This is a genomic window from Paenibacillus castaneae (assembly GCF_002884445.1).
GTDB lineage: Bacteria > Bacillota > Bacilli > Paenibacillales > Paenibacillaceae > Pristimantibacillus > Pristimantibacillus castaneae.
The window spans coordinates 3,475,639-3,496,980 of the sequence record NZ_KZ614144.1 but is presented as its reverse complement, the minus strand read 5'-3'; the positions used below and the strand labels follow the sequence as shown (position 1 = coordinate 3,496,980).

Below are 21,342 nucleotides of genomic sequence, written 5' to 3'. Positions count from 1 at the left end.
GAGAGGAAGTACTAGAATAAAATGATGATTTCCTTTGAAATGGAATCGAAGAAATTTCAGTACAGGGCAGCCAACATCATTATAAGCGTAAGATGAATTTGAATGGCAAGCACAAAAACGTCAGCTTCTTGGAGATATCCAAGAAGCTGACGTTTTGTGCGTTATTGTATCTCTTCGTTTTCTTTCTCCGCTGTTGATGACTCGATCGCGGGCTTATCTTTTTTTATGTATTCATCTTGGTCGCTTCCCCAGACATAATCATAATTCGTAATGTCCGGCTTATAATCGGATTGTTTGTTTTTGTCGTCCATATAGGTCACCGTCCTTTCTCGGTAAGTATGTGGAAGCGGGGTTGGATTTATGCACGTCAAAAATACTTGCACCGTCTTTCTAGTATGTTCAATACGATAAAAGTGCTGTTAGTGCAGCTCGAAATCTGCAGCCAGACTGACGCTTAGATCGGTCATAAACCCTTCGATCCTTTTCACAAGGCGATAATGGCCAGGCATCATTTGGCCTGGAAAAGTGATCATTTCCTCATAAGTACCACCCGGCCCTGTATTTATGCCTATTGCAATGACTGCACGATCATCCGGAACAGGCTTCCATTCTGTACCGTCCTTACTATAAAGCGAATAATCCTTTCCGAAAAAAAGTGAGGTTGACCCTGCATTGTATAAAGTTAGCTTGGCCACGTTAGAGTCTTCAGTAGCTGTATCTACTGTAAGTCTTGCGTTAAGCTCATGAGCTGGGACATAAAGAGGAATTAAAAACGTATCTTCTACAACATCATCTTTCGAGAGCATCTCGATGCTAAGCAAATAATTAACGTTTGAATTACCCGGGAGAACGGGAGCAAAGTCCGCTCTGCCATAAACAGGATCTCCTTCGCTAGTCATATATTGTGCAATGAGAGCCTTTCGCCTGCCAGATTCGTCCCGGCTTGTAAGCTGAAAGCGAACGGTACGGTCTTTAGGAACCTCGCTTATTCCCGCGCTAACGGTATTGCCGGCCTTCGTTTCGCCGCTCGTATAGGAGGTTAGGAGATTGAATCCGTTCTCATCTTCAAACCATACACCAGTTCTAGCCCCATAATCATCAGCAGCCTTCAATGCCGCCTCATGCGAGAGCATAGCAGATGGATGAAGCGTATTTGGATCGCCAATCATATTCTTTAAGCTTGCTATATCCAATTGATCCAGAAAATTTGTTTCATTAGAGGATGGTACAGGTCCTTTTTCGAATCCCGAATCCTCTCGGCCGCAAGCTGTTGCAGCCATTATTATCATTATCAATATAATGACGATGCGCATCACGATCACCTCTTTCTTCTCAGACGCAAGCTGTATAGAGATAGTTGCTGCAAATAGCCTATAATATACTTACAAGCGTTATGCTTTCGTGTAAAATAGATAGGTCTCTTCATCATGCTTCATTTACATAGCTGGAGGTAAGAACGGGAGGAAAGATCCATTGATTCGAATAATTGGTTATACGAAAGATAAGAAATGGGTGACGGACTTAACGATTGAACAAGTGAGGTCGACTGAGCTTGAGTGGTACTGGGTCGATTTCATCGGTCCGAAGGAAGAGGAGTGCACTCTGCTCGAAACCTTTTTTCACTTTCATCCGTTAGCAATAGAAGATTGTTATCACCTGCTGCAGCGTCCGAAAATAGATCATTATGATGATGTTCACTTTTTTGTGCTGCATGAAATCGAGCGCAAAACTTTAAATGTCAATGAAGTGAATATGTTCATTGGACCCGATTATGTTGTAACGTTTCATTATGAATCCTCTCCTGCAATCGACGATGCACGCATGAAGCTAATGAACCGTGTGAAAGTCGGAGAAAACGGTCATTTGCATGCTGCATATTCCATTATCGATCAGCTGGTCGACGACTATTTCCCTGCGGTCAATGAGCTGGATGAGCTATTGCTGGATATGGAAATTGATAGCGACGATGGGCCCGACCAGACGGATATGAGCGATATATTTACTATTCGCTCCAGGCTGCTGCGACTGCGCAAAACGATTATTCCGATGCGAGATTTACTCTATCGTCTCATTAATACAGACCGTATTGACGGAATGAAGGATTATTTGGCTTTCTATCATGATATTTATGATCATTTGCTTAAGCTGTCAGAGATGATGGATTCATGCAGAGAAATGACGGCGGATTTGCGTGACAGCTATATTTCGTTTAATTCAAATCGTATGAACAGCATAATGAAAACTCTTACCGTTATTACAACTATATTTATGCCATTAACGTTTTTAGCTGGCATTTATGGCATGAACTTTTATAATATGCCCGAAATTCAGTGGAAATGGGGATATTTGACGGTCATCCTATTGATGACGTTCATAGCGATCAGCATGTTCGCTTGGTTCAGATCTAAAGGCTGGTTTAAATGAAAGGCAAGAAGGAGAGCGTTAATCTATGGAATCAAAACCAACGGAACGCATGAGCAGAAAACGAATCCTCACCATTATTGGTATTATGGTGGGGATTGTAGCTGCGCTTTCGATCATGCTTTATTTAATGGTTATATCACTAACCAATCGGTCAACGTCAAATCAAATGGGGTTGGAGAATGCGCTGCATTATAGCTATTTCTCGGAAAAGGCACCAAATGGAATGAAGCTGCATGTGTTGAAAACAAAGCCTGCATATGTGACTTTGGAGGCTATACATAATAATGTAACCTTGTCTGAGAAGGTAGGAATCAATGGCGGATTCTTTTATAATGATCAGCTGCTCAGTATCGGTGTAGTGAATAGCCTGCCAGTTAATGGTGAGATTGGAGCATACGGCGCAGGCAGCGAAAACGTGAAATACGCGCGCGGAACGCTAGTTTGGGATGGGGCTGCGGATGCTCTAAGCGTACAAGTGGTTAGCCTTGCTTCTCAGGTTAAAGTGAAGGATCATACTCGTTTCTGGGCACAGGGCGGGATCAGCATGAGCCTAGGCCATGATGAGCAATGGATTGATCAAGCAACGGCTGAGAATGCTCCGTTTCCTACGGATGATCGCTTGCGATCTGCTGCTGCTTACGATCATAATGGCGTATTATATTTAATTGTTAGTGAAACGAAGGGAACGCTAGCCGCATTCAGAGAAGCAATCGTAGAGGCAATCGGTGACGGTCAGCTTGTCGATGGTGTTTTCCTAGATGGTGACGGCTCCTCGCAGCTGTTAAGCAAGGAAGCGTCTATTCCCGGTGACAATCGTCCGGTTGTACAAATGATGCGGATCGTCAAATAAGGTAGCTAGGCATGGACAAGGAGTAATGAGATGAATGAAATGCAACTGCCAATTGATGCAGTGCTGCCAGAGCTGCTCGCATCTCTGGAATACGGAGTGAATGCCGTGCTGGTCGCCGAGCCTGGTGCAGGCAAAACAACACGCGTGCCCCTGGCATTGCTAAATCAATCATGGTTAATGGGCAAAAAAATAGTGATGCTTGAGCCGAGAAGGCTTGCTGCACGCTCTGCTGCTCAGTTTATGGCGAAAGCGCTTGGTGAGCAGGTAGGTGAAACCGTTGGGTATCGCGTAAGATTGGATACCAAAGTAAGCGCTCGAACACGAATCGAGGTCGTAACAGAAGGCGTGCTTACACGAATGCTGCAGGAGGACCCTGCACTTGAAGCAGTAGGAGCTATCTTATTCGATGAGTTCCATGAGCGCCATCTGCATGGTGACCTGGGACTCGCGCTTTGTTTGCAATCGCAGGCGCTGCTGCGGGAGGAGTTACGTTTAGTCGTCATGTCGGCAACTCTTGATGCCGATCCGATCTCTGAGCTGCTTGGAGGAGCACCCGTAATAAGGAGCGAAGGACGAGTATTTCCTGTTGATACGCATTATTTGCAAGAACGGGCATCCGGACCGATCGAGCCTCAAATGGGACGTCTTATTTGGGAGGCACTACGTGCTCATGAAGGTGATGTGCTAGCATTTCTGCCCGGAGCTGCAGAGATAGGTCGTACTGCCCGGTGGCTCTCCGAGGCCGGTCTCGATGCTCATATCCGTATCGAAGAGCTGCATGGCAGTCTTCCGCTGGACAAACAGGATGCAGCCATATCACGCTGTGTGAGCGGTGAACGCAAGGTCGTGCTTGCTACTTCGATTGCAGAATCTAGCTTAACTGTGGAAGGGATCACCATTGTGGTGGACAGCGGGCTTATGCGTGTTCCGCGCTTCTCTCCGCGTACCGGCATGACGAGATTGGAAACGGTGCCTGTATCTCAAGCTTCCGCCGATCAGCGCCGAGGAAGAGCAGGGCGGCTTGCTCCAGGAAGCTGTTATCGTTTATGGACTGAACGCGAGCATTCCTATTTGCCTCCCCAAAGCTCGCCTGAACTGCTCGAAGCAGACCTTGCTTCTCTCGTACTGGAGCTAGCTGTCTGGGGAATCCAAGACCCGCTTGAGCTGGACTGGTTGACACCGCCGCCAACTGCCGCTTATGAGCAGGCGTTCTTCATGCTGCAGCAGCTGAGGGCTATTGATGAAAGCGGCAAGCCTACAATGGCCGGTATAAGTATGGCAAAGCTTGGTTTGCACCCGCGGCTTGCTTCGATGATTATACAAGCAACGAATATCGGAGCTGCAAGAGAAGCGTGCGAATTAGCTGCTTTACTAAGTGAACGAGACATGCTTCCACAGGAAAAGAATGTGGATATTCAGCTTCGATTGGAGCTGTTCTATTCATTAACGGGAAGAAAGAAAGGTACACAAACCAGTTTGAAATCCCATCATCCCAGCACGGGAGCTGCGTATCGAATTGCTGCGCAAGCAGAGCAATGGGAGAGGATGTGCACAAGTTCTTCAGGCGCTTCGAGCACATCGCTAGTTGGGATGGAACTAACGCACCCGCCGGTTCCTGTCGGTGTACTGCTTGCTTATGCTTATCCTGACCGCATCGCGCAGCGAAGGAATGACGGCCGCTACTTGCTTGCAAACGGAAGGGGAGCAGCGCTTCCCGAGCTTCAGCCCCTCTCGCGTGCCCCTTACCTAGCTGCTTGCGAGCTCGATGATTCAGGAACTGACAGCCGTATAAGGATCGCGGCAGAACTATCGCTGCAAGACATAGAATCCTATTTATCTTCTTATTTATCCAATGAGAATGTTATAGAGTGGGATAGCCCGGCTCAAGCAGTGCGTGCAAGAAAACGGACCCGTCTGAGTGCGATTACGTTGAAAGAAACGATCCTTCAGCAGCCTGACGAGGAGGAGGTGGCGGATACGCTTCTTGCCGCGATCCGACAAGGTGGTCTCGCCATGCTTCCAATGAGCAAGCAGGCATTCCAACTGAAAGCACGTATGAAGCTTATGGCTCTTAGTGGTGATGACTGGCCCGATGCCTCCGATGAGGCGCTGTTGGAATCCGTGGATAAATGGCTGAAGCCGCATATTTATGGACTTAGAAGCCGGTCAGACTTGCAGAAGCTGCCCATGCATCAGATTCTTGAAGCCAAGCTGAGCTGGAACCAGAAGCAAGAGCTGGATGATGAGGTTCCGACGCATATTACCGTTCCGAGCGGTTCTCGGATTCCGATTGATTACAGCGATCCAGACTCACCTGTTCTAGCGGTGCGGCTGCAGGAGCTGTTTGGTATGAAGGATACGCCTCGGCTTGCAAGAGGCAAACTGCCAGTAACGCTCCATTTGTTATCTCCCTCACAGCGTCCCGTTCAAGTCACACGGGATTTGCGCAGCTTTTGGGAGCAGGCTTATTTCGAAGTGAAAAAGGATTTGAAGGGGCGTTATCCTAAGCATTACTGGCCCGATGATCCCTATACAGCAGCGCCTACGAATCGAACAAAGCCTAGGCATACTTAAATCGAACCAGCCGCTCAATTTAAGGGCGAGACACTCACACTAAGTGAGGAAGGAGTAATAGTATGGCTTTCTATTTATTGATCATTTATCTCCTACTTATTAACGGCTATACGTTCCTATTGATGGGCTATGATAAGCAGCGGGCGAAACGGAATCGCAGACGTGTACCTGAGAAACGGCTATTTCTGCTCAGCGCTTTGGGGGGAGCAGGCGGAACGGGATTAGGCATGAAAACGTGGAGGCATAAGACGAAGCATCGTTCCTTCACGATAGGTATTCCATTTCTTCTTGCTTTAAATATATTGCTTGTTATTGGTGTGATTTGGCTGATTGGAATGAATGCCAAATCTTAATTGCTTTGCGAAGTCATCCTATGGTATAGTGGGGCTTCGCTTTTTTTTCTTTACAAAAAACTTAGGAGGTAACTGACATGACAGTTCAAAGTGCCTATCAAGAAGAGCAGGAACGGTTAACGCAATCGCTTCAGGATATTTTGGCGCAGCTGCAAGAAATTGGGCCGCGCTACAAAGGTGACGATTTCACGGAGCAGATGCTCGATTTACAGCAGGAGGAACGGAGATTAAGGCTGGAAATATCGAAGCGCGAGCCTTATTTCGGTCGGATCGACTTTCAAGAGCTGCCGGTTGGCGAGGAGAAGCCTTTATATATTGGCAAGGCTGGTGTGGCGAAGAAAGGCAGCAATGAGCTGCTTGTTATCGATTGGCGCGCACCTGTTGCCAGCTTGTTTTATTCTTTTACAGGCGGCGAAGCATCAGTGTCATACGACTCGCCGGATGGCGAAATTTCAGGGTACATACATTTAAAGCGGAATCTTATGGTTCGTCAGGGAGAGATTGTCCGGATGGTCGACAGTTATGTGCGCGGCCAAGAGGAAGGCTCGGTTACTGACGAATTTCTTTTATATAGACTAGGCGAGAACAAAGACAATAAGCTTCGTGATATTGTATCGACGATTCAAGGCGAGCAGGATCTAATTATTCGCGCCGAACGTAATAAAGTGTTATTTATTCAAGGGGTTGCCGGCAGTGGGAAAACAACCGTTGCTCTTCATCGGCTTGCTTTCTTGCTTTATCAATATGCCGATCGCATGAGAGCGGAGCGAATGATTATTTTCGCGCCTAACCAGATGTTCCTTGATTACATATCAGGTGTACTGCCGGAACTCGGCGTAGGTGATATTCAGCAAACGACTTTCAGTGATTGGGCCGTGGAGCTGCTTGAGAAAACGATTACAGTGAATGATTCCTCGGAAACGATGGCGTATTGGTTTGAGGAGAAGCGCACGCTACAAGAAATCGAGCATGCATCAGGTCGTTTCAAAGGCAGCTTGGCTTTTAAGGATATAGTCGATGAACGTATTTCTGACTTTGCTCAAAACATATTGCCAACGACGTCGTTTTCTCCAATCGAAGGCTTTGAGCTCTCGCCTGAGCAGATGCGCGAATGGTATGACACGGATTACGGCGAAGAGACGCTCATGAAGAAACGAGATCGCCTAGTTAGCCGTATTCGCCGCTGGCTGGAGTCTGAGCTTAAGATGAGGCGCATAGCTGATAAGAAATTAAGAGCCAAGGCGCTGACGAAATTCAACAGTTATACGAAGAAGATTCCGGCTTATACAGCAGTTCAGCTGTATGCTTCCTTATTCTATGGGAAGCAGACTTCTGACCGCATTCCGAAGGTAATCGCCAAGGATACGGCTGAGCGGTTGAAGAAGGGGGCGGCGGCAGCAGAGGATTTAGCTGCACTCGCTTATATCCAGCTTAGGCTGTTTGGCTTGCCGAAGCAATCTTTTGACCATATCGTAATCGATGAAGCACAGGATTATTCGCCTTTCCAGCTCATCGTACTGCGTATGTGCCAGCATACGGCTTCGATGACGGTACTTGGTGATTTGCAGCAGGGGATACATGCTTACACCGGCGTTCAAAGCTGGTCACAGCTGACAGAGCTGTTTGAAGAGGAGCAGATTGGTTTCTATGAGCTGAATCGAAGCTACCGATCTACGATGGAGATTATTGAATTTGCGAACAAAATATTAGGCGGTATGACCGGAGGCGTGAAGCCTGCAGTACCAGTCTTCCGAAGCGGCGATCCTGTCATCACTGAAGCAGCTGCTAAAGAAAAGTGGCTTGAATCTATAGAAGCCTCTGTCCGGGAATGGCAGGCGAAAGGCGAATATGAGACGATATCTGTCATTGGCCGGACAGCATTAGAGTGTGATCAAATTCATACGTTCTTAATGGATAAAGGTATTGAGGCCTCGCTCGTACAAAGCAAGCAGCCTGCATATGGCGGCGGTCTTTCGGTAGTTCCGGTCTATTTGTCCAAGGGATTGGAGTTTGATGCGGTTCTCATTGCGAATGCCGGCTCAGATGCCTATCTGCCTCTCGACGCTAAACTGTTGTATGTTGGCTGTACAAGGGCTCTTCATAAACTCAAGCTGCTCTATCTTGGAGATCTAACCTCATTGCTGGGCGAAGACACTTAAGTTCGGTATAATAGGTAGCAAAAGATTAGGATCTCGAATCAGGAAACGAAGATTGTGGTTCGGACTGCTGGAGGGCGAGGCATCATGATTACAACAACAGAGGAAATAAATATCATCGACGCAGCGGCAGCTTTCATCGGCGAAGCGTATTTCGAGCTTGGCAAGAACGAGGAAGAGGCAAAGCAGCGAATTGAAGAAATATCAAATGAAATTGCCCGAACGGGCTCTTATACCCACACCTACGAAGAGCTGAAGCACGGAGCGAAGATGGCATGGCGCAACAATAATCGCTGTATCGGACGTTTGTTTTGGCAAACACTAGAGGTATTTGATGCTCGCGATACGATGGATGAAGCTCAGGCTGGCGATCGCATATTTCAACATATGCAGTATGCGACGAACAATGGTCGGATTAGGCCGGCGATAACGATCTTTCCGGCAAGCCATACGAAACATAAGCTGCGTATATGGAACCATCAGCTTGTCCGTTATGCAGGGTATCAGACGGAAGAGGGGATTGTAGGTGACTCATCCTCGCTTGCTTTTACGAAAGTATGCGAGGAGCTTGGCTGGAGAGGCAATGGTACGAGATTTGATCTGCTGCCGCTTGTCATTCAGATGGGCGAAGCGCCGCCGAAGCTCTTTCATTTGCCGAAAGAGGCCGTATTGGAGGTGCCCTTATCCCATCCAGATGAAGTGGTGTTCGAGCAGTTGGAGCTGCGGTGGTATGCTGTACCTTTTATATCCGATATGGAGCTTGAGATCGGAGGCATTTCCTATGCCGCGGCACCATTTAACGGATGGTATATGGGCACAGAAATTGGAGCTCGGAATTTATCGGATACGAGCCGTTATAACCAATTGCCGATCGTTGCCAAGCTGTTTGGAATGAATACTTCAACTAACACTTCCTTATGGAAGGACCGCGCATTAACGGAATTAAATGTGGCCGTGCTTCATTCGTTTAAGAAGCACGGCGTGAGCATTGTTGATCATCATACAGCCGCCGAGCAGTTTCTGCGCTTTGAGAAGCAGGAGATCGAGGTCGGCAGAGAGGTTACCGGGCGTTGGTCATGGCTCATTCCGCCGATGTCTCCCGCAACTACTGGAATATGGGAACGCAGCTTTGATGATACGGAGCGGAGTCCGGCCTATCGTCATCAATTGCCTCCTTACAGCTTAAATAACAGCTTGCTTAAGTAAATCCTCTTGGATTAAATCAGCTGTTAATTGACCGCTTAAGGTTACCATTGGCACACCGCCGCCTGGATGAGTTGAGCCGCCTACGAAGTATACATTGCCAAGCATCGAACTGCGAGATGCGATCTTGAATCCGCCATTTCGTTTGCGGTCCGTAACGATTCCATAGATCGATCCGCCGTTTGAACCATATAGCGAGCGAATATCGTCCGGCAAAAATTCGTGCTCCCATTGGATATGGTCTCGCAGTCCGTGAGCACCCATCCGCTCCAGCTTATCTAGAACGAGCTCACGATAAGAGTCGCGGTAAGTATGCCAGCTCTCTCCTTCGCGAAGCGGCGGAACGTGAGTAAGCACGAACCAATTCTCACAACCCTCCGGTGCCTGCGATGCATCGCTCTTGGATGAAATCCCGACATATACAGTAGGGTCAAGACTTGGCTTCTTAGCTACGAATATATCTTGGAATTCCCGTTCAGGCTCTTTGGAGAACAGGAAGTTATGATGTTTAAATCCATCATAGACACGATTTACTCCGAGAAGCATTACATGTCCGGAGACAGATGGCTCAAATTTGGCTTGCTTTTGAACCGTGGCTGCGCTTTGCGGATGATGAGCAAATATGCTCTTCAGCGCAGGCACAGCTTCAAGGTTGCATACGATAAGATCACAAGGAATGGTTTCATTATGTAATCGAACGCCGGTTGCTCGTCCTTGTTCCGTTAGTACTTCAAGAACCTCACTGCCTGTCCTCACTTCAACGTCCATTTCCTCTAATAGACGAAGCATGCCTCTTGCTATATTGTACATCCCGCCTTCTACATAAAATATGCCGAGACCCATCTGAACGTATACGAGCTGTGAGAGCGCTGCAGGCGCTGCATAAGGGGATGAACCGATATACATCACCATAAAGTTGAACAGCTGCTTTAAATGCGGATGACGCAGGAAATGATCCGTTTTCTGGGCCATCGATTTCATCGGGTCCATAGCAAGCAGCTCTTTAAGTGTATGCTGCTGGCGCATATCTGAAATACCAGTTATAGAACGTCTATAGATGCTCTTTAGGCTTAGTTCATACTGCTCACGGCAATAATTTAAATAACGCATAAAATGCTCCCGATCCGCTGGAGATAAAGAACCGATCTGTGCCAGCATATCTGGTAAATCTCCAAGCACATCGAGCTGGGTTCCATCCTCATACTTGGCACGCCACTGCGGTTCTACACGCTTCAGTGTCATATAATCCTCGAGCTTCCTGCCTGCCGAATCGAAGAGCTGCTCGAGCACCCAAGGCATAGTTAGAATAGAAGGGCCTGTATCAAATCGATAACCCTCTCCCTCGCGAATATTTAATTTCCCGCCGGCTCTCTCATTTTTTTCTAGTACGAGAACGTCATGTCCGTCTGCGCGCAGTCTGATTGCGGCGGATAAACCACCGAGTCCTCCTCCGATTACGACAACTTTTTTATTCAATTTTGATATACCTCCTGATTTGAATACAAAAAAATAGTTGATAATAGGTACATACCCTATGTTTCTGTCTATTAATCCCATTCTGCTCGCTTTGGCGGCAGGAAATACTATTCGCAATACGATTTTAATAAAAAGCTAAAAAAATAGATTGGAGGAGAATGAAACTGCTTCACTATGTATGGGATATATGCTGTCTTGCAGTTGGGTTTCTATTATTTTGTCCCCTCTGGTTGAGGGATAGAAGGCTGAGGAAGCAGAATGTGGTGCATAATGGCGAATCTCAGCGGCTAGATGGCAAAAGCATACGGTCCCGGATCAGCGTTATTATTCCCGCGCGGAACGAAGCAGAAAACTTGCAGGTTCTGCTGCAGCTCTTGAAAAATCAGACGATGCAGCCGAATGAACTTATCGTCGTGGACGATGGGTCAGAGGATGGCACCTCGTCCACAGCGGCTGCTTGCGGCGCTGCGGTAATTATAGCGCCGCCTCTGCCCCCAGGCTGGATCGGGAAGTCCTGGGCATGCTGGAATGGAGCGTTGAAAGCGAAGGGAGACCTGCTTCTATTTCTGGATGCGGACACACGCCCTTCTTCAGAATTTATCGAGCAAATGATGAGCCATATAAGGCAAGCTGAGGGATTAATAACAGTACAGCCTTCACATGCCGTACCTACCTCACGAGAGCAATGGTCAGCATTTTTTAATCTGGTTATTACTGCAGGTTCCGGCGCAAGCAGTGCGATTCCGATTCGATCAGCTGGCTTCGGCCCATGCGCGGCATGCAGCAGAGATCACTATATGGCGACAGGCGGCCATGAAGCTGTACGTTCCGATGTTTTGGAGCATTTGCAATTGGGTAAACGATTTAAAGCGAATGGTCTTCAATCCTGCCTAATGCTTGGAAAAGAATCGCTGCAATTCCGTATGTATCCGAAGGGCTGGAGCTCGCTCATTCAAGGCTGGTCCAAAAGCATCGGACTAGGTGCTGGATCAACGCCAATCATCGCTTTATTGCTGGTTATAATATGGTTTTCTGGACTGGCAGCGGCTGCTATTCGATTGCTTTCTCAAATAGGAGGGGAATCAATAGGGAAGCTGCTTCTAGCAGCGGCCATCTATGCGCTCGCCGTTGCAACCGTATCTCGGGGATTGCGAGAGAGTGGAACCTTCAAATGGTATACAAAGCTGTTCTATCCCGTTTATATGTTGTTTTTCATTGTGCTGTTCAGCTATTCCCTAATCCTCTCTTTTATTGTGCGAAAGGTGAGTTGGAAAGGACGGCAGATTAATGTTCCTTGACTTACCTTCCTATCTAATCTGGCTGCTGAACATTGGAGGATTAGCTTTCATGCCTTTAACGATCAGCTATGCCATCATTCGGATGCCTGATCAATGGTTTGCGCGAGATAGGGGAGCAGTGAAGCTGTTTCCCTTCGAGCAAGGAGGTAAATGGCATGAACAGGCGCTGAGGATCAGAAGCTGGAAGGAATGGCTTCCAGACGGCGGAGCATGGCTGCGGGGAGGCTTCTCGAAGAAGCGTCTGCATGAGAGGTCTTCCGACTATTATGAGCAATTTGTGAGAGAGACCCGGCGGGGCGAATGGGCTCACTGGAGTATGCTACTTGCGATGCCTATTTTTGCAATATGGAATACGGGTTGGAGCATTCTTATCCTATTCTTGTATGCATTAATGGCTAATCTGCCATGTATTGCTCTGCAAAGGTATAACCGTGTTCGTTTCCTTCGCCTGATGTCCCGAAGAGGCGAGATATGCTATGCTAAGGAGATGACATTAGTTAGCATGGAGGAATAGTAGACGTGGATTTTAATATGCAATATTTATCCTTTTTCGTAATTCATACAGATGGTGAAGAGAGCGCAACTTCTTCTGGAAAACGGTTCAAGCATTATCAAACGCTCGATGAGGACTCTTACGAGGATAGTGAAATACAGAAGTTTCTGGATGATGAGTTTAAACGCATCGTGAAAAGAAAGGTTGAGCGCAATCCCAATTCAGCAGGCGCTCCAACTAAAATTGGCCGCTTTATGGTAGAGCCCGGCTATGAGCTAGGAAGCAATCAGAACTATAATTTGTTTCAGAGACTTCGTGATGCGGATTCCAAGGATCGATTCATCGGCATCGCTGATGAGCTCGTTCGAATCTATATGGATACGAGCGCGGTTAGAGGCGGGGCATTTATTATAGCTCTGTCCAAGCTGAACACGTATTTCGACGAGCCGTTTTTGTTTTTGTTGAAATGTGATTTCGAGCCGAAAATTGCTCGGATTTCGGATGAGCGCAATCTCATCTCACAGGTTGAAATGGCCATTAGCGCTCGCAGCATTAAATCTATTCAATATCCGCATATGCCCGAAGAAGGGATGCTCGAGCATTGGGAATTGAAGATCCATCAGGCATCGCACGCCAGATATTTCGAGGATTTCTTGAAATATGTATCCTATGAAAAGCCGCTTCCTGAGGTGATGGGTGAGCAGGTCGTTGAGATGGTGCATCAATATATTGCCGATAAGTGGAAAGAGGATGAGAGCTCGGAGCGGCGTGAAGAGGAAAATGCGGTCGAGGTATGGGCAGCGAGCGAGAAGCGCGACCTGCAGGAGTGGTGGACACCTGAGCAGGTAGAGGTCGCTGCAGCCGCGTTAGTTGAGCAAAAGCCTGATTTGCCGTTTTCATTCAAGCTCGATAGCGTTACGGTGAAGGGGCTGCTGGCAGACTTCGGGGCGTCAATCCATTTCGCCAAGCATAATGGGCGATATTTGGTCGTGATCGAAGGCGATGCCTTCCAATTCGATAAAGGAATGTCACCAGTTGAACTGATTCAGCCGCTTGATCTAACTGATATTATGCCTCTCATAGGCAGCAAGCAGCCGTCAGATGATTCGCAATTTGCGGGGAATGACCAAATAAATGATATCAATACGGAAAAGAATGAGAATGATGACGTGCCTTGGTAATGAAGCCGTTAGGTATTTAATGAGATCATAAAGGAGAGGCTGTTTAAGTGGACAACTTATTTTTTATAGAAATTGGCATGGGATGCGATCTTCACGGTCAAAATATTACAAAAGCATCGGTGCGTGCCGTGCAAAATGCGATTCATCACAATTCGATGCCAGGTCTTCGGTCTGTACTGCCGGGCGGCAGCTTAGATCATATGAAGGTAAGGGTAAAGCTGGCTCTTCCGTGCGACGAAGAGCTTCTCGATATTGAGCAAGTAAAAGCAGTGCTTCCTTATGGTCAAGTAACCGTTGAAATTTCGAGTGGCGGTATGCTTACAACAAGCGGTATTGTGCTGCCGGATAAGGATGACAAAAACGACTTGATTTATGTGGTTATTGCATCCGTTGAGGTAGGCTATTAATTATCATCATGATTGCGGAAGGGGAGACAATGATGGTTCTGAAGCTTTTCATATTTGTGCTGCTGCTGGTCTTTACAGCCTTCTTTGTCGCGACGGAATTTGCTATTATCCGGATGCGCTCTAGCCGCGTTAATCAGATGGTTGCAGAAGGAATTAAAAACGCGAAAGCTGTTGAACAGGTAACAAATAAATTAGATGGTTATTTGTCAGCCTGTCAGCTTGGGATTACGATTACAGCGCTTGGACTTGGTTGGCTCGGAGAGCCAACCGTTGAACAATTTCTGCACCCGATCTTCGATCGTTTGAATGTTGCAGCTGAGCTAAGCACCGTATTATCATTTGTTATCTCATTTATTACTGTTACTTATTTGCATGTTGTACTTGGCGAGCTTGCTCCGAAGACCGTAGCCATCAATAAAGCAGAGCAAATAAGTCAATGGACAGCGCCAATTATTATTGTTTTCTACAAAGCGATGTATCCTTTTATTTGGTTATTAAACGGATCTGCGAATGGGCTCGTGCGCCTTCTAGGTTTAAAACCAGCAAGTGAGCATGAGGCGCATTCGGAGGAAGAAATTCGCATTATTTTGTCCGAGAGCTATGAAAGCGGAAAAATTAACAAAAGCGAGTATGGCTACGTTAATCGCATTTTTGATTTCGACGAAAGGCTTGCAAAGGAGATCATGGTGCCCCGCACTGATATGGTCTGTCTGTATGTTGATCAATCGAAGGAATTTAATTTAGCTGTTATTAAGAAAGAGCAATATACGAGATTTCCTGTTGCCAAAGGCAGTAAGGACAATATAGTAGGCATTCTAAATACGAAACAATTTTTCTTGCGTTACGACACGGATCGTGATGTGGATGTTAAATCGCTGCTGCAGCCGGTTATGTCGATTCCTGAGGTGATGCCAATCAATACTCTGCTTCGCAAAATGCAGCTTGAACGTGTTCATATTGCTATACTGCTTGATGAATATGGGGGCACAGCAGGACTTATAACAATCGAAGACATTCTTGAGGAAATTGTCGGCGATATTCGCGACGAATTTGACGCGGATGAGAGAAAAGAAATTGAAATGATTGAGAATCAGCGCTATTTAATTGATGGTAAGGCATTAATTGAGCATGTAAACGAAGCGACGGGAACGGATCTTGAAAGCGAGGAAGTAGATACGATAGGCGGCTGGTTGTTTAATCAAAAGCCCGATCTGCCTATAGACGAGCCTTGGATCTGTGGTCAAATGACGATAATCATTCGTGAGCGTGATGATAATCGGATACGCAAGATCGAGATTCAGACCGATTTCTCAGAAAATGAGATGAGCACATATGGACATGCATAAGCTTATATAGAGGTATGCTTCATGTCTATTTGTGAGGGGGAATCGGGCATTGATGGATTTAATAAATGCCATTATTATGGGCGTTGTCGAAGGCTTGACCGAGTTTTTGCCTGTCTCGTCAACCGGTCACTTAATTTTAACCGGTGAATTATTGCATTTCACTGGGGATCGTGCGAAAACATTTGAGGTCGTTATCCAGTTTGGCGCGGTACTCGCTGTTCTGGTCCTGTATCGGAAGAGGTTCGCGAATCTGCTTAATTTCAAAATTGGCAAGGGATCGGGCTTGAATGCTCTTCATATCTTACTTGCAATGGCCCCTGCAGGCGCATGTGCAGTACTGCTGCATTCCTTTATTAAGCAGTTTTTGTTCGGACCTCAGACGGTGCTCATTGGCCTTTTTGCGGGTGGTTTCTTGATGATTGCCGCGGATCGAATGAAGAAGAAGGTGGTCGCTGAGGAGCTCGATGACATTACCTATAAGCAGGCCTTTGCGATCGGCTGCTTCCAGGTGCTTGCATTATGGCCAGGCTTCTCCCGCTCCGGATCGACCATATCCGGCGGCATGCTGCTTGGCACAAGCCAGAAGGCGGCGGCGGAATTCACCTTTCTCGTGTCAGTACCTATTATGGCAGCTGCGAGCGGTATGGATCTGATCAAGAGCCGCGAGTTTTTGACTGTGACAGATCTGCCTTTATTTCTAATCGGCCTCATTGCCGCTTTTATCGTTGCTATGATAGCAGTTGTAACCTTTATCAACTTGATGAAGAAAATAAAGCTATCATGGTTCGCCTATTATCGTTTCGCGCTGGCTGCACTTTTTTACTTTATTATTTTGTAAAGAAAGGGCAGACACCAAACTTTGATAACTAATCGCGGAATAGAGCTAGAAACTAGCTCTATTCCACAAACTAAGCTTGTTTAAGGGGAAATAGCTATAAAGCCCCCTAAACCACTTGGACACTTTCTGCCACTTCAGATACACTAAACGAAGTGAGGAATAGATCGATGAAAAGAAGGTTTAGGTGCCCTGTTGAAGCAAAGAAGGAGTTTGTCGTAGAGGTGCTAGCCGGCTACCGTACAGAGGTGGTGGCGAGAAAGCATGGTATGTCTCCTAAAACGCTAAGCAACTGGGTTCGTCAATATCAGGACGAGGTGGGCGAGCTAATGGTCAAGAGACAAGATGATGTGGAGAAGCTAAAAAAGGACGCAGCTAAACTTGATGGGCTTCAAAAGAAATACAACGAAGCGATGAAGCTGCTGGGCGAAAAAGAATTGGAGAATAACATTCTTAAAGATCTGGTTAAAAAAAAGTACCCCGACTGGAAATAGCGATGTATTGGATTAGCCTAGGTTTTCCCATCCGTACGGTTCTACGCATCTGCCAGGTGCCACGCTCTTCGTACTATTATCGCCTGAAGCATTCTGAACCTCAGAAGCCAATCGGTAAAGGGCGGCCCATTCCTGGTTTCTCTTTTGACATCAACGGTAAAAAAGTGGCAGACACGCGGATTAAAAGCTACTTAAGGCAACTGATCGGCGGCCCTAACGAAGCGTTTGGATACCGCAAGTTGACGGTTCTTCTACGTCGAAAATATGGACTCGTGATTAACAAGAAAAAGGTCTACCGCCTCTGTAAAGCATTATATATCCTAGCGCCGCAAAGGGAACGTACAAATAAAGTACCTAAACGTGTAGCGAATAACCGAGTGGTAACGGGACCTAACCAATTGTGGCAAATGGACATTAAGTACGGTTATGTAGCAGGTAAACGGCGTCATTTCTATTTAGCTAGTATTATTGATGTATTTGACAGAGCCATCGTCGCCTATTACAAAGGGAAGGCCTGTAATACGCAGGCTGTGCTGCTTACCTTACAAAAAGCGCTGCTGAAGCGAAATGTGAATGTACAAGACCATGCTTTGGTTATTCGCACAGATAATGGACCGCAGTTCATTAGCAAGGCTTTCTATGCCTTTTGTGAACAGGCTGGCATTGAACATGAACGTACGCCAAACCGAACCCCTAACAAAAATGCTTATATTGAGTCCTTTCACAGCATCTTGGAAAGAGAATGCTACCAACGTAATTGTTTTGAGACTTACGAAGAAGCTTTTACCGAGGTAGATCGTTTTTTGAAGTACTACAACAACCATCGTATTCATGGCAGCCTCAAGGACTGGCCACCTAAGGAATATCTTTCTTTAGTCAAACAAGGATTGATAAAACCTAAAGATATTGCGCTATGATGCGAACTTATTAGAATGAACGTGGTAGTGTCCAGAATTAGGGGGTTAACCCGATAGAGCTAGAAACTAGCTCTATTTCCAAGAAAAGTAGCAGATATGAGCTCATACGACGAACATTAAGCGGAATAGAGCTAGAAACTAGCTCTATTCCACAAACTTAGCTTGTGTAAGGAGAAATAGAGCTAAAAACTAGCTCTATTTCCCAGATAAGCATCAGATATGAGCTCATGTAATGAGGGCGTATAGTAAGGGCTGTCCAAAAGTCATAAAGCCTTGAGGTGGTAATCCCAGGTTTTATCATCTAAGGGACATCCCTTTTTTTGTACCCACTTACTTACTTCGAGAAGACAAGCCTTTCCATAATATTTCAATGATTTCAGCTGCTGCTTGTTCAACCGGTTTCTCTTTATTGATTATTTCTGAACGGTTTTTGACCGTGAGCATAGCCGTGAATACATGTGCGAGCAGCAGAGGATCGCTAGCAACAATTTCTCCTTTATCCATCGCTTTCTGAAATACATCAGCCATTAGCAAATGAAGAGCAAGCTCACTTTCACGAATTTTTTGAATTTGTTCTTCACTTAAGCTTGGTGAAGCTTCACGCATCATCGTTTCAAACTCAACATGGGTATTTTTCATATGCCCTGTAGCAACCTGCTCCAGCCGTTCCTGAAGCGTTCCGTCGCCATTAATTATTTTGGCAGTTTGGTCATGAGCAATTTTCAAAACAAAGAGGAGGCATTCCGTAAACAAAATCCCTTTGTTATTAAAATAATAATACACACTAGCTTTGGTTATGCCGCAAGTTTGAGCTACACCTTCCAAAGACACTTTCTCAAACCCTTGTTCCATAAATTGGTGAGCAGCTGTTCGTAAAATATGCTGCATCGTCTGAATCGATCCGGTGCCCTTGGGCCGGCCTGGTTTGCGTTTTATTTGCTCATCGCTCATCGCCTTGCCCTCCATTCATCATTTTGTAAAAAATATGATTGATTAATTAACCTTCGGGTATATATAATTAATTCATAAGGTGATTTCATTTTATACGAAATTGACTCAGAAGTGAAATGGAGGATATACAAAATGATCGAAAAGCTTGCCGGAATGATTGCTGGCCCTCGCACGCGTTGGATTACATTAGCCGCATGGATTATTATTGCCACGCTTCTTAGCGTATTTTTGCCTGCAGTAGGGGATAAAGAGGAAAGCAATGCTCCCGACTTGAAAGCAGATAGTCCGTCCGTCGTAGCAGATCAGCTTATTAAAGACAAATTTCCCAGCTCATCAGGAATTCCTGCCCTAGTTGTATGGCATCGGGAGGGCGGGTTGACCGATGAGGATTATGCGCTCATACAGAAAACAACTCAAACGATTGTTGACAAGCCGTTGCAGGAGCAGGGAGATATAGTTCCGCTGCATCAGATGCCTTTGCCAGCTTTGCATAAATTTGCATCCGAAGATCAGTCGACGCTCGTGCAGCCAATTTCTTTCGCGGAAGATTCAAAAACAGAAGTGCTGAAAGAAAATATAGAACAGATTAAAGTGATCATTCAAGAAGCATCTGGCAAAGATCCTTTCACAACAGGGATTAATGATGCTTCTGAACTCAGCGTAAGAGTGAGCGGTCCGGTTGGGATTTCGGTAGATGCGACGGATTTGTTCAAGGGAGCAGACGTTTCACTGCTTATCGCAACCGTACTAATTGTGCTTATTTTATTGCTGCTTATCTATCGTTCGCCTATTTTGGCTATTATTCCTCTTATCGGCGTAGGCTTTGCTTACGGGGTGACGGGGCCGCTGCTGGGGTGGATGGCAGGAGAAGGCTGGATTACGGTAGACGCTCAAGCTATCTCCATTATGACCGTGCTCCTATTCGGTGCAGGAACCGATTATTGCTTATTCTTCATCTCGCATTTCCGCCAAGAGCTCTCGCGTGAGAGTGACAAGATGATGGCTCTCAAACGAGCTTTCAAGGATTCATCAGGGGCCATTGCGATGAGCGGCTTTACGGTAGTCCTATCGCTTCTGGCTCTGCTAGCTGCTAAATATGGCGCCTATATACGTTTTGCAGTACCGTTCAGCTTGTCCATATTCATTATGGGTATTGCCAGCTTGACGCTAGTACCTGCTTTGCTGTCTATAATCGGAAGAGCATCCTTCTTTCCTTTTATTCCGCGTACGGAATCGATGGAGCAGACACGTGCTGCAAAAAAAGGAAAAACGTATCAAAAACCAAACCCAGATAAAAAGTTTGGTTCGAAGATTGGCAGCATCGTTATTTCGAAACCATGGACAGTCGTTATTTCATGTGTAATTGTGCTTGGACTGTTCGCTACATTCTCTACGCAAATCAAATTCACCTATGATATATTATCGTCATTTCCAGAGGATATGCCGTCTAGAGAGGGCTTTAAGGTCATTTCAGAAACGTTTACTCCAGGTGAGCTGGCACCTGTAACAATTGTTGTCAAAACCGACGGAGCAGAGCCTGACCTTGCAGGAAAACTGTCCGGTATGTCGGTAGTCGACCATGTACAGGCAGCTGTACCTAGTAAGGATGATCCAGAATTATGGTCATACTCTGTTATTTTGAGTACAAATCCATATTCGCAGGAAGCAATGAGCTCGATTCCGCTGCTATACGAGGCTGCTGAAGCTTCCCTCACTAACGTCAATATTGCTAATGCGGATGAAAAGGTATGGATTGGCGGACAAACCGCGAAGCAATACGATACTAAAGCGCTGACGGATCGTGATAATAAAGTAATTATTCCTCTAGTCATTGCACTTATAGTGGTTCTGCTACTTGCTTATTTACGTTCCATTACAGCAACTCTTTACTTGGTTGGTACCGTATTATTGTCTTATGGTGCCGCTCTGGGGCTTGGCTGGATCATTCTTCATTATTTCATGGGTGTAAATGCGATCCAAGGAGCGATTCCATTATATTCTTTCGTGTTCTTAATCGCGCTTGGCGAAGATTATAATATATTTATGATTTCGAGCATATGGAAGAAGCGGAAGACCATGCCGCTGCGCCAAGCCATTAAAGAAGGGGTAGGCGAGACAGGCGGTGTGATTACATCAGCGGGGCTTATTCTTGCAGCTACATTCGCGGTGCTCGCAACATTGCCGATTCAAGTGCTGGTCCAGTTCGGTCTTATAACGGCAATAGGCGTATTAATGGATACCTTTATCGTTCGTCCGTTTCTTGTACCGGCGATCACTGCTTTGCTCAGCAAAAGAGCGTTTTGGCCAGCAAAAGCTGAATTGATCGAGGAATCAAAATTAAAAGCAAAAAACTAAGCTTACTAATAGGGAGGAGCTGTTCTGCA

Annotated in this window: 19 protein-coding genes; 15 read left to right on the top strand and 4 right to left on the bottom strand. The window is 46.2% G+C overall.

Going from position 1 to position 21,342, the window contains the following annotated elements:
• Nucleotides 1-161: 161 nt before the first annotated feature.
• Both CEF13_RS28830 and CEF13_RS15845 read right to left on the bottom strand, forming a co-directional pair.
• Nucleotides 162-311 carry a hypothetical protein gene (locus CEF13_RS28830; protein ID WP_166742707.1) on the bottom strand — a complete coding sequence of 50 codons (150 nt, stop codon included), beginning with the start codon at nucleotides 309-311 and terminating at the stop codon, nucleotides 162-164.
• Between the two features lie 108 nt (nucleotides 312-419).
• Nucleotides 420-1,313 carry an immunoglobulin-like domain-containing protein gene (locus tag CEF13_RS15845; RefSeq protein ID WP_102711868.1) on the bottom strand — a complete coding sequence of 298 codons (894 nt, stop codon included), beginning with the start codon at nucleotides 1,311-1,313 and terminating at the stop codon, nucleotides 420-422.
• A gap of 160 nt (nucleotides 1,314-1,473) precedes the next feature.
• Here CEF13_RS15845 and corA point away from each other — a divergent pair, with 160 nt between their 5' ends.
• The 6 genes from corA to CEF13_RS15815 all read left to right on the top strand — a co-directional run bounded on the left by corA (nucleotide 1,474) and on the right by CEF13_RS15815 (nucleotide 9,563).
• Complete coding sequence (corA, locus tag CEF13_RS15840; protein ID WP_102711866.1) at nucleotides 1,474-2,424, top strand: magnesium/cobalt transporter CorA; 951 nt, start codon at nucleotides 1,474-1,476, stop codon at nucleotides 2,422-2,424.
• Nucleotides 2,425-2,449: 25 nt separating this feature from the next.
• A complete protein-coding gene (locus CEF13_RS15835) occupies nucleotides 2,450-3,274 on the top strand; it encodes a hypothetical protein (RefSeq protein ID WP_102711864.1) in 825 nt (274 codons plus the stop codon).
• Between the two features lie 39 nt (nucleotides 3,275-3,313).
• Nucleotides 3,314-5,848, top strand: a complete 2,535-nt coding sequence (gene hrpB, locus CEF13_RS15830) for an ATP-dependent helicase HrpB (RefSeq protein WP_425320557.1) — start codon at nucleotides 3,314-3,316, stop codon at nucleotides 5,846-5,848.
• A gap of 62 nt (nucleotides 5,849-5,910) precedes the next feature.
• Nucleotides 5,911-6,201: a DUF1294 domain-containing protein gene (locus CEF13_RS15825; RefSeq protein ID WP_102711860.1), complete on the top strand. Its 291-nt coding sequence runs from the start codon at nucleotides 5,911-5,913 to the stop codon at nucleotides 6,199-6,201.
• A gap of 77 nt (nucleotides 6,202-6,278) precedes the next feature.
• Nucleotides 6,279-8,360, top strand: coding sequence for a HelD family protein (locus CEF13_RS15820; protein ID WP_102711858.1), 2,082 nt, complete (start codon nucleotides 6,279-6,281; stop codon nucleotides 8,358-8,360).
• Between the two features lie 84 nt (nucleotides 8,361-8,444).
• Nucleotides 8,445-9,563 carry a nitric oxide synthase oxygenase gene (locus tag CEF13_RS15815; RefSeq protein ID WP_102711856.1) on the top strand — a complete coding sequence of 373 codons (1,119 nt, stop codon included), beginning with the start codon at nucleotides 8,445-8,447 and terminating at the stop codon, nucleotides 9,561-9,563.
• Here CEF13_RS15815 and CEF13_RS15810 read toward each other — a convergent pair.
• Nucleotides 9,540-11,036, bottom strand: a complete 1,497-nt coding sequence (locus CEF13_RS15810) for a phytoene desaturase family protein (RefSeq protein WP_102711854.1) — start codon at nucleotides 11,034-11,036, stop codon at nucleotides 9,540-9,542. The genes CEF13_RS15815 and CEF13_RS15810 overlap by 24 nt on opposite strands.
• Before the next feature lie 263 nt (nucleotides 11,037-11,299).
• On the opposite strand from CEF13_RS15810, the gene CEF13_RS15805 reads away from it, so the two are divergent.
• The 8 genes from CEF13_RS15805 (at nucleotide 11,300) to CEF13_RS15770 (ending at nucleotide 18,007) form a co-directional block, all read left to right on the top strand.
• A complete protein-coding gene (locus CEF13_RS15805) occupies nucleotides 11,300-12,334 on the top strand; it encodes a glycosyltransferase family 2 protein (RefSeq protein WP_166742706.1) in 1,035 nt (344 codons plus the stop codon).
• Nucleotides 12,335-12,383: 49 nt separating this feature from the next.
• Nucleotides 12,384-12,848: a glycosyl-4,4'-diaponeurosporenoate acyltransferase CrtO family protein gene (locus CEF13_RS15800; RefSeq protein ID WP_146022722.1), complete on the top strand. Its 465-nt coding sequence runs from the start codon at nucleotides 12,384-12,386 to the stop codon at nucleotides 12,846-12,848.
• A gap of 5 nt (nucleotides 12,849-12,853) precedes the next feature.
• Nucleotides 12,854-14,008 carry a DUF3900 domain-containing protein gene (locus CEF13_RS15795; protein WP_244917083.1) on the top strand — a complete coding sequence of 385 codons (1,155 nt, stop codon included), beginning with the start codon at nucleotides 12,854-12,856 and terminating at the stop codon, nucleotides 14,006-14,008.
• A gap of 47 nt (nucleotides 14,009-14,055) precedes the next feature.
• Nucleotides 14,056-14,415, top strand: a complete 360-nt coding sequence (locus CEF13_RS15790) for a Lin0512 family protein (RefSeq protein WP_102711848.1) — start codon at nucleotides 14,056-14,058, stop codon at nucleotides 14,413-14,415.
• Between the two features lie 32 nt (nucleotides 14,416-14,447).
• A complete protein-coding gene (locus CEF13_RS15785; RefSeq protein WP_102711846.1) occupies nucleotides 14,448-15,761 on the top strand; it encodes a hemolysin family protein in 1,314 nt (437 codons plus the stop codon).
• A 49-nt stretch (nucleotides 15,762-15,810) separates the two neighbouring features.
• Complete coding sequence (locus tag CEF13_RS15780) at nucleotides 15,811-16,599, top strand: undecaprenyl-diphosphate phosphatase (protein WP_102711844.1); 789 nt, start codon at nucleotides 15,811-15,813, stop codon at nucleotides 16,597-16,599.
• Nucleotides 16,600-16,766: 167 nt separating this feature from the next.
• Nucleotides 16,767-17,090, top strand: coding sequence for a transposase (locus CEF13_RS15775; RefSeq protein ID WP_102709321.1), 324 nt, complete (start codon nucleotides 16,767-16,769; stop codon nucleotides 17,088-17,090).
• A 2-nt stretch (nucleotides 17,091-17,092) separates the two neighbouring features.
• Nucleotides 17,093-18,007: an IS3 family transposase gene (locus CEF13_RS15770; protein WP_102709800.1), complete on the top strand. Its 915-nt coding sequence runs from the start codon at nucleotides 17,093-17,095 to the stop codon at nucleotides 18,005-18,007.
• A 330-nt stretch (nucleotides 18,008-18,337) separates the two neighbouring features.
• Here the strand turns inward: CEF13_RS15770 and CEF13_RS15765 are convergent, their stop codons facing one another.
• Nucleotides 18,338-18,958, bottom strand: a complete 621-nt coding sequence (locus CEF13_RS15765) for a TetR/AcrR family transcriptional regulator (RefSeq protein ID WP_166742973.1) — start codon at nucleotides 18,956-18,958, stop codon at nucleotides 18,338-18,340.
• Nucleotides 18,959-19,090: 132 nt separating this feature from the next.
• Here CEF13_RS15765 and CEF13_RS15760 point away from each other — a divergent pair, with 132 nt between their 5' ends.
• Nucleotides 19,091-21,313, top strand: coding sequence for an MMPL family transporter (locus CEF13_RS15760; protein ID WP_102711840.1), 2,223 nt, complete (start codon nucleotides 19,091-19,093; stop codon nucleotides 21,311-21,313).
• Nucleotides 21,314-21,342: the final 29 nt, after the last annotated feature.

Excerpts from the sequence above, each read along its gene's own strand:
- CEF13_RS28830 (WP_166742707.1), bottom strand. The coding sequence starts at position 311 with ATGGACGACAAAAACAAACAATCCGATTATAAGCCGGACATTACGAAT.
- CEF13_RS15845 (WP_102711868.1), bottom strand. The coding sequence starts at position 1,313 with ATGCGCATCGTCATTATATTGATAATGATAATAATGGCTGCAACAGCT.
- CEF13_RS15835 (WP_102711864.1), top strand. The coding sequence starts at position 2,450 with ATGGAATCAAAACCAACGGAACGCATGAGCAGAAAACGAATCCTCACC.
- hrpB (WP_425320557.1), top strand. The coding sequence starts at position 3,314 with ATGCAACTGCCAATTGATGCAGTGCTGCCAGAGCTGCTCGCATCTCTG.
- CEF13_RS15825 (WP_102711860.1), top strand. The coding sequence starts at position 5,911 with ATGGCTTTCTATTTATTGATCATTTATCTCCTACTTATTAACGGCTAT.
- CEF13_RS15820 (WP_102711858.1), top strand. The coding sequence starts at position 6,279 with ATGACAGTTCAAAGTGCCTATCAAGAAGAGCAGGAACGGTTAACGCAA.
- CEF13_RS15815 (WP_102711856.1), top strand. The coding sequence starts at position 8,445 with ATGATTACAACAACAGAGGAAATAAATATCATCGACGCAGCGGCAGCT.
- CEF13_RS15800 (WP_146022722.1), top strand. The coding sequence starts at position 12,384 with ATGCCTTTAACGATCAGCTATGCCATCATTCGGATGCCTGATCAATGG.
- CEF13_RS15785 (WP_102711846.1), top strand. The coding sequence starts at position 14,448 with ATGGTTCTGAAGCTTTTCATATTTGTGCTGCTGCTGGTCTTTACAGCC.
- CEF13_RS15775 (WP_102709321.1), top strand. The coding sequence starts at position 16,767 with ATGAAAAGAAGGTTTAGGTGCCCTGTTGAAGCAAAGAAGGAGTTTGTC.
- CEF13_RS15770 (WP_102709800.1), top strand. The coding sequence starts at position 17,093 with ATGTATTGGATTAGCCTAGGTTTTCCCATCCGTACGGTTCTACGCATC.
- CEF13_RS15765 (WP_166742973.1), bottom strand. The coding sequence starts at position 18,958 with ATGAGCGATGAGCAAATAAAACGCAAACCAGGCCGGCCCAAGGGCACC.
- CEF13_RS15760 (WP_102711840.1), top strand. The coding sequence starts at position 19,091 with ATGATCGAAAAGCTTGCCGGAATGATTGCTGGCCCTCGCACGCGTTGG.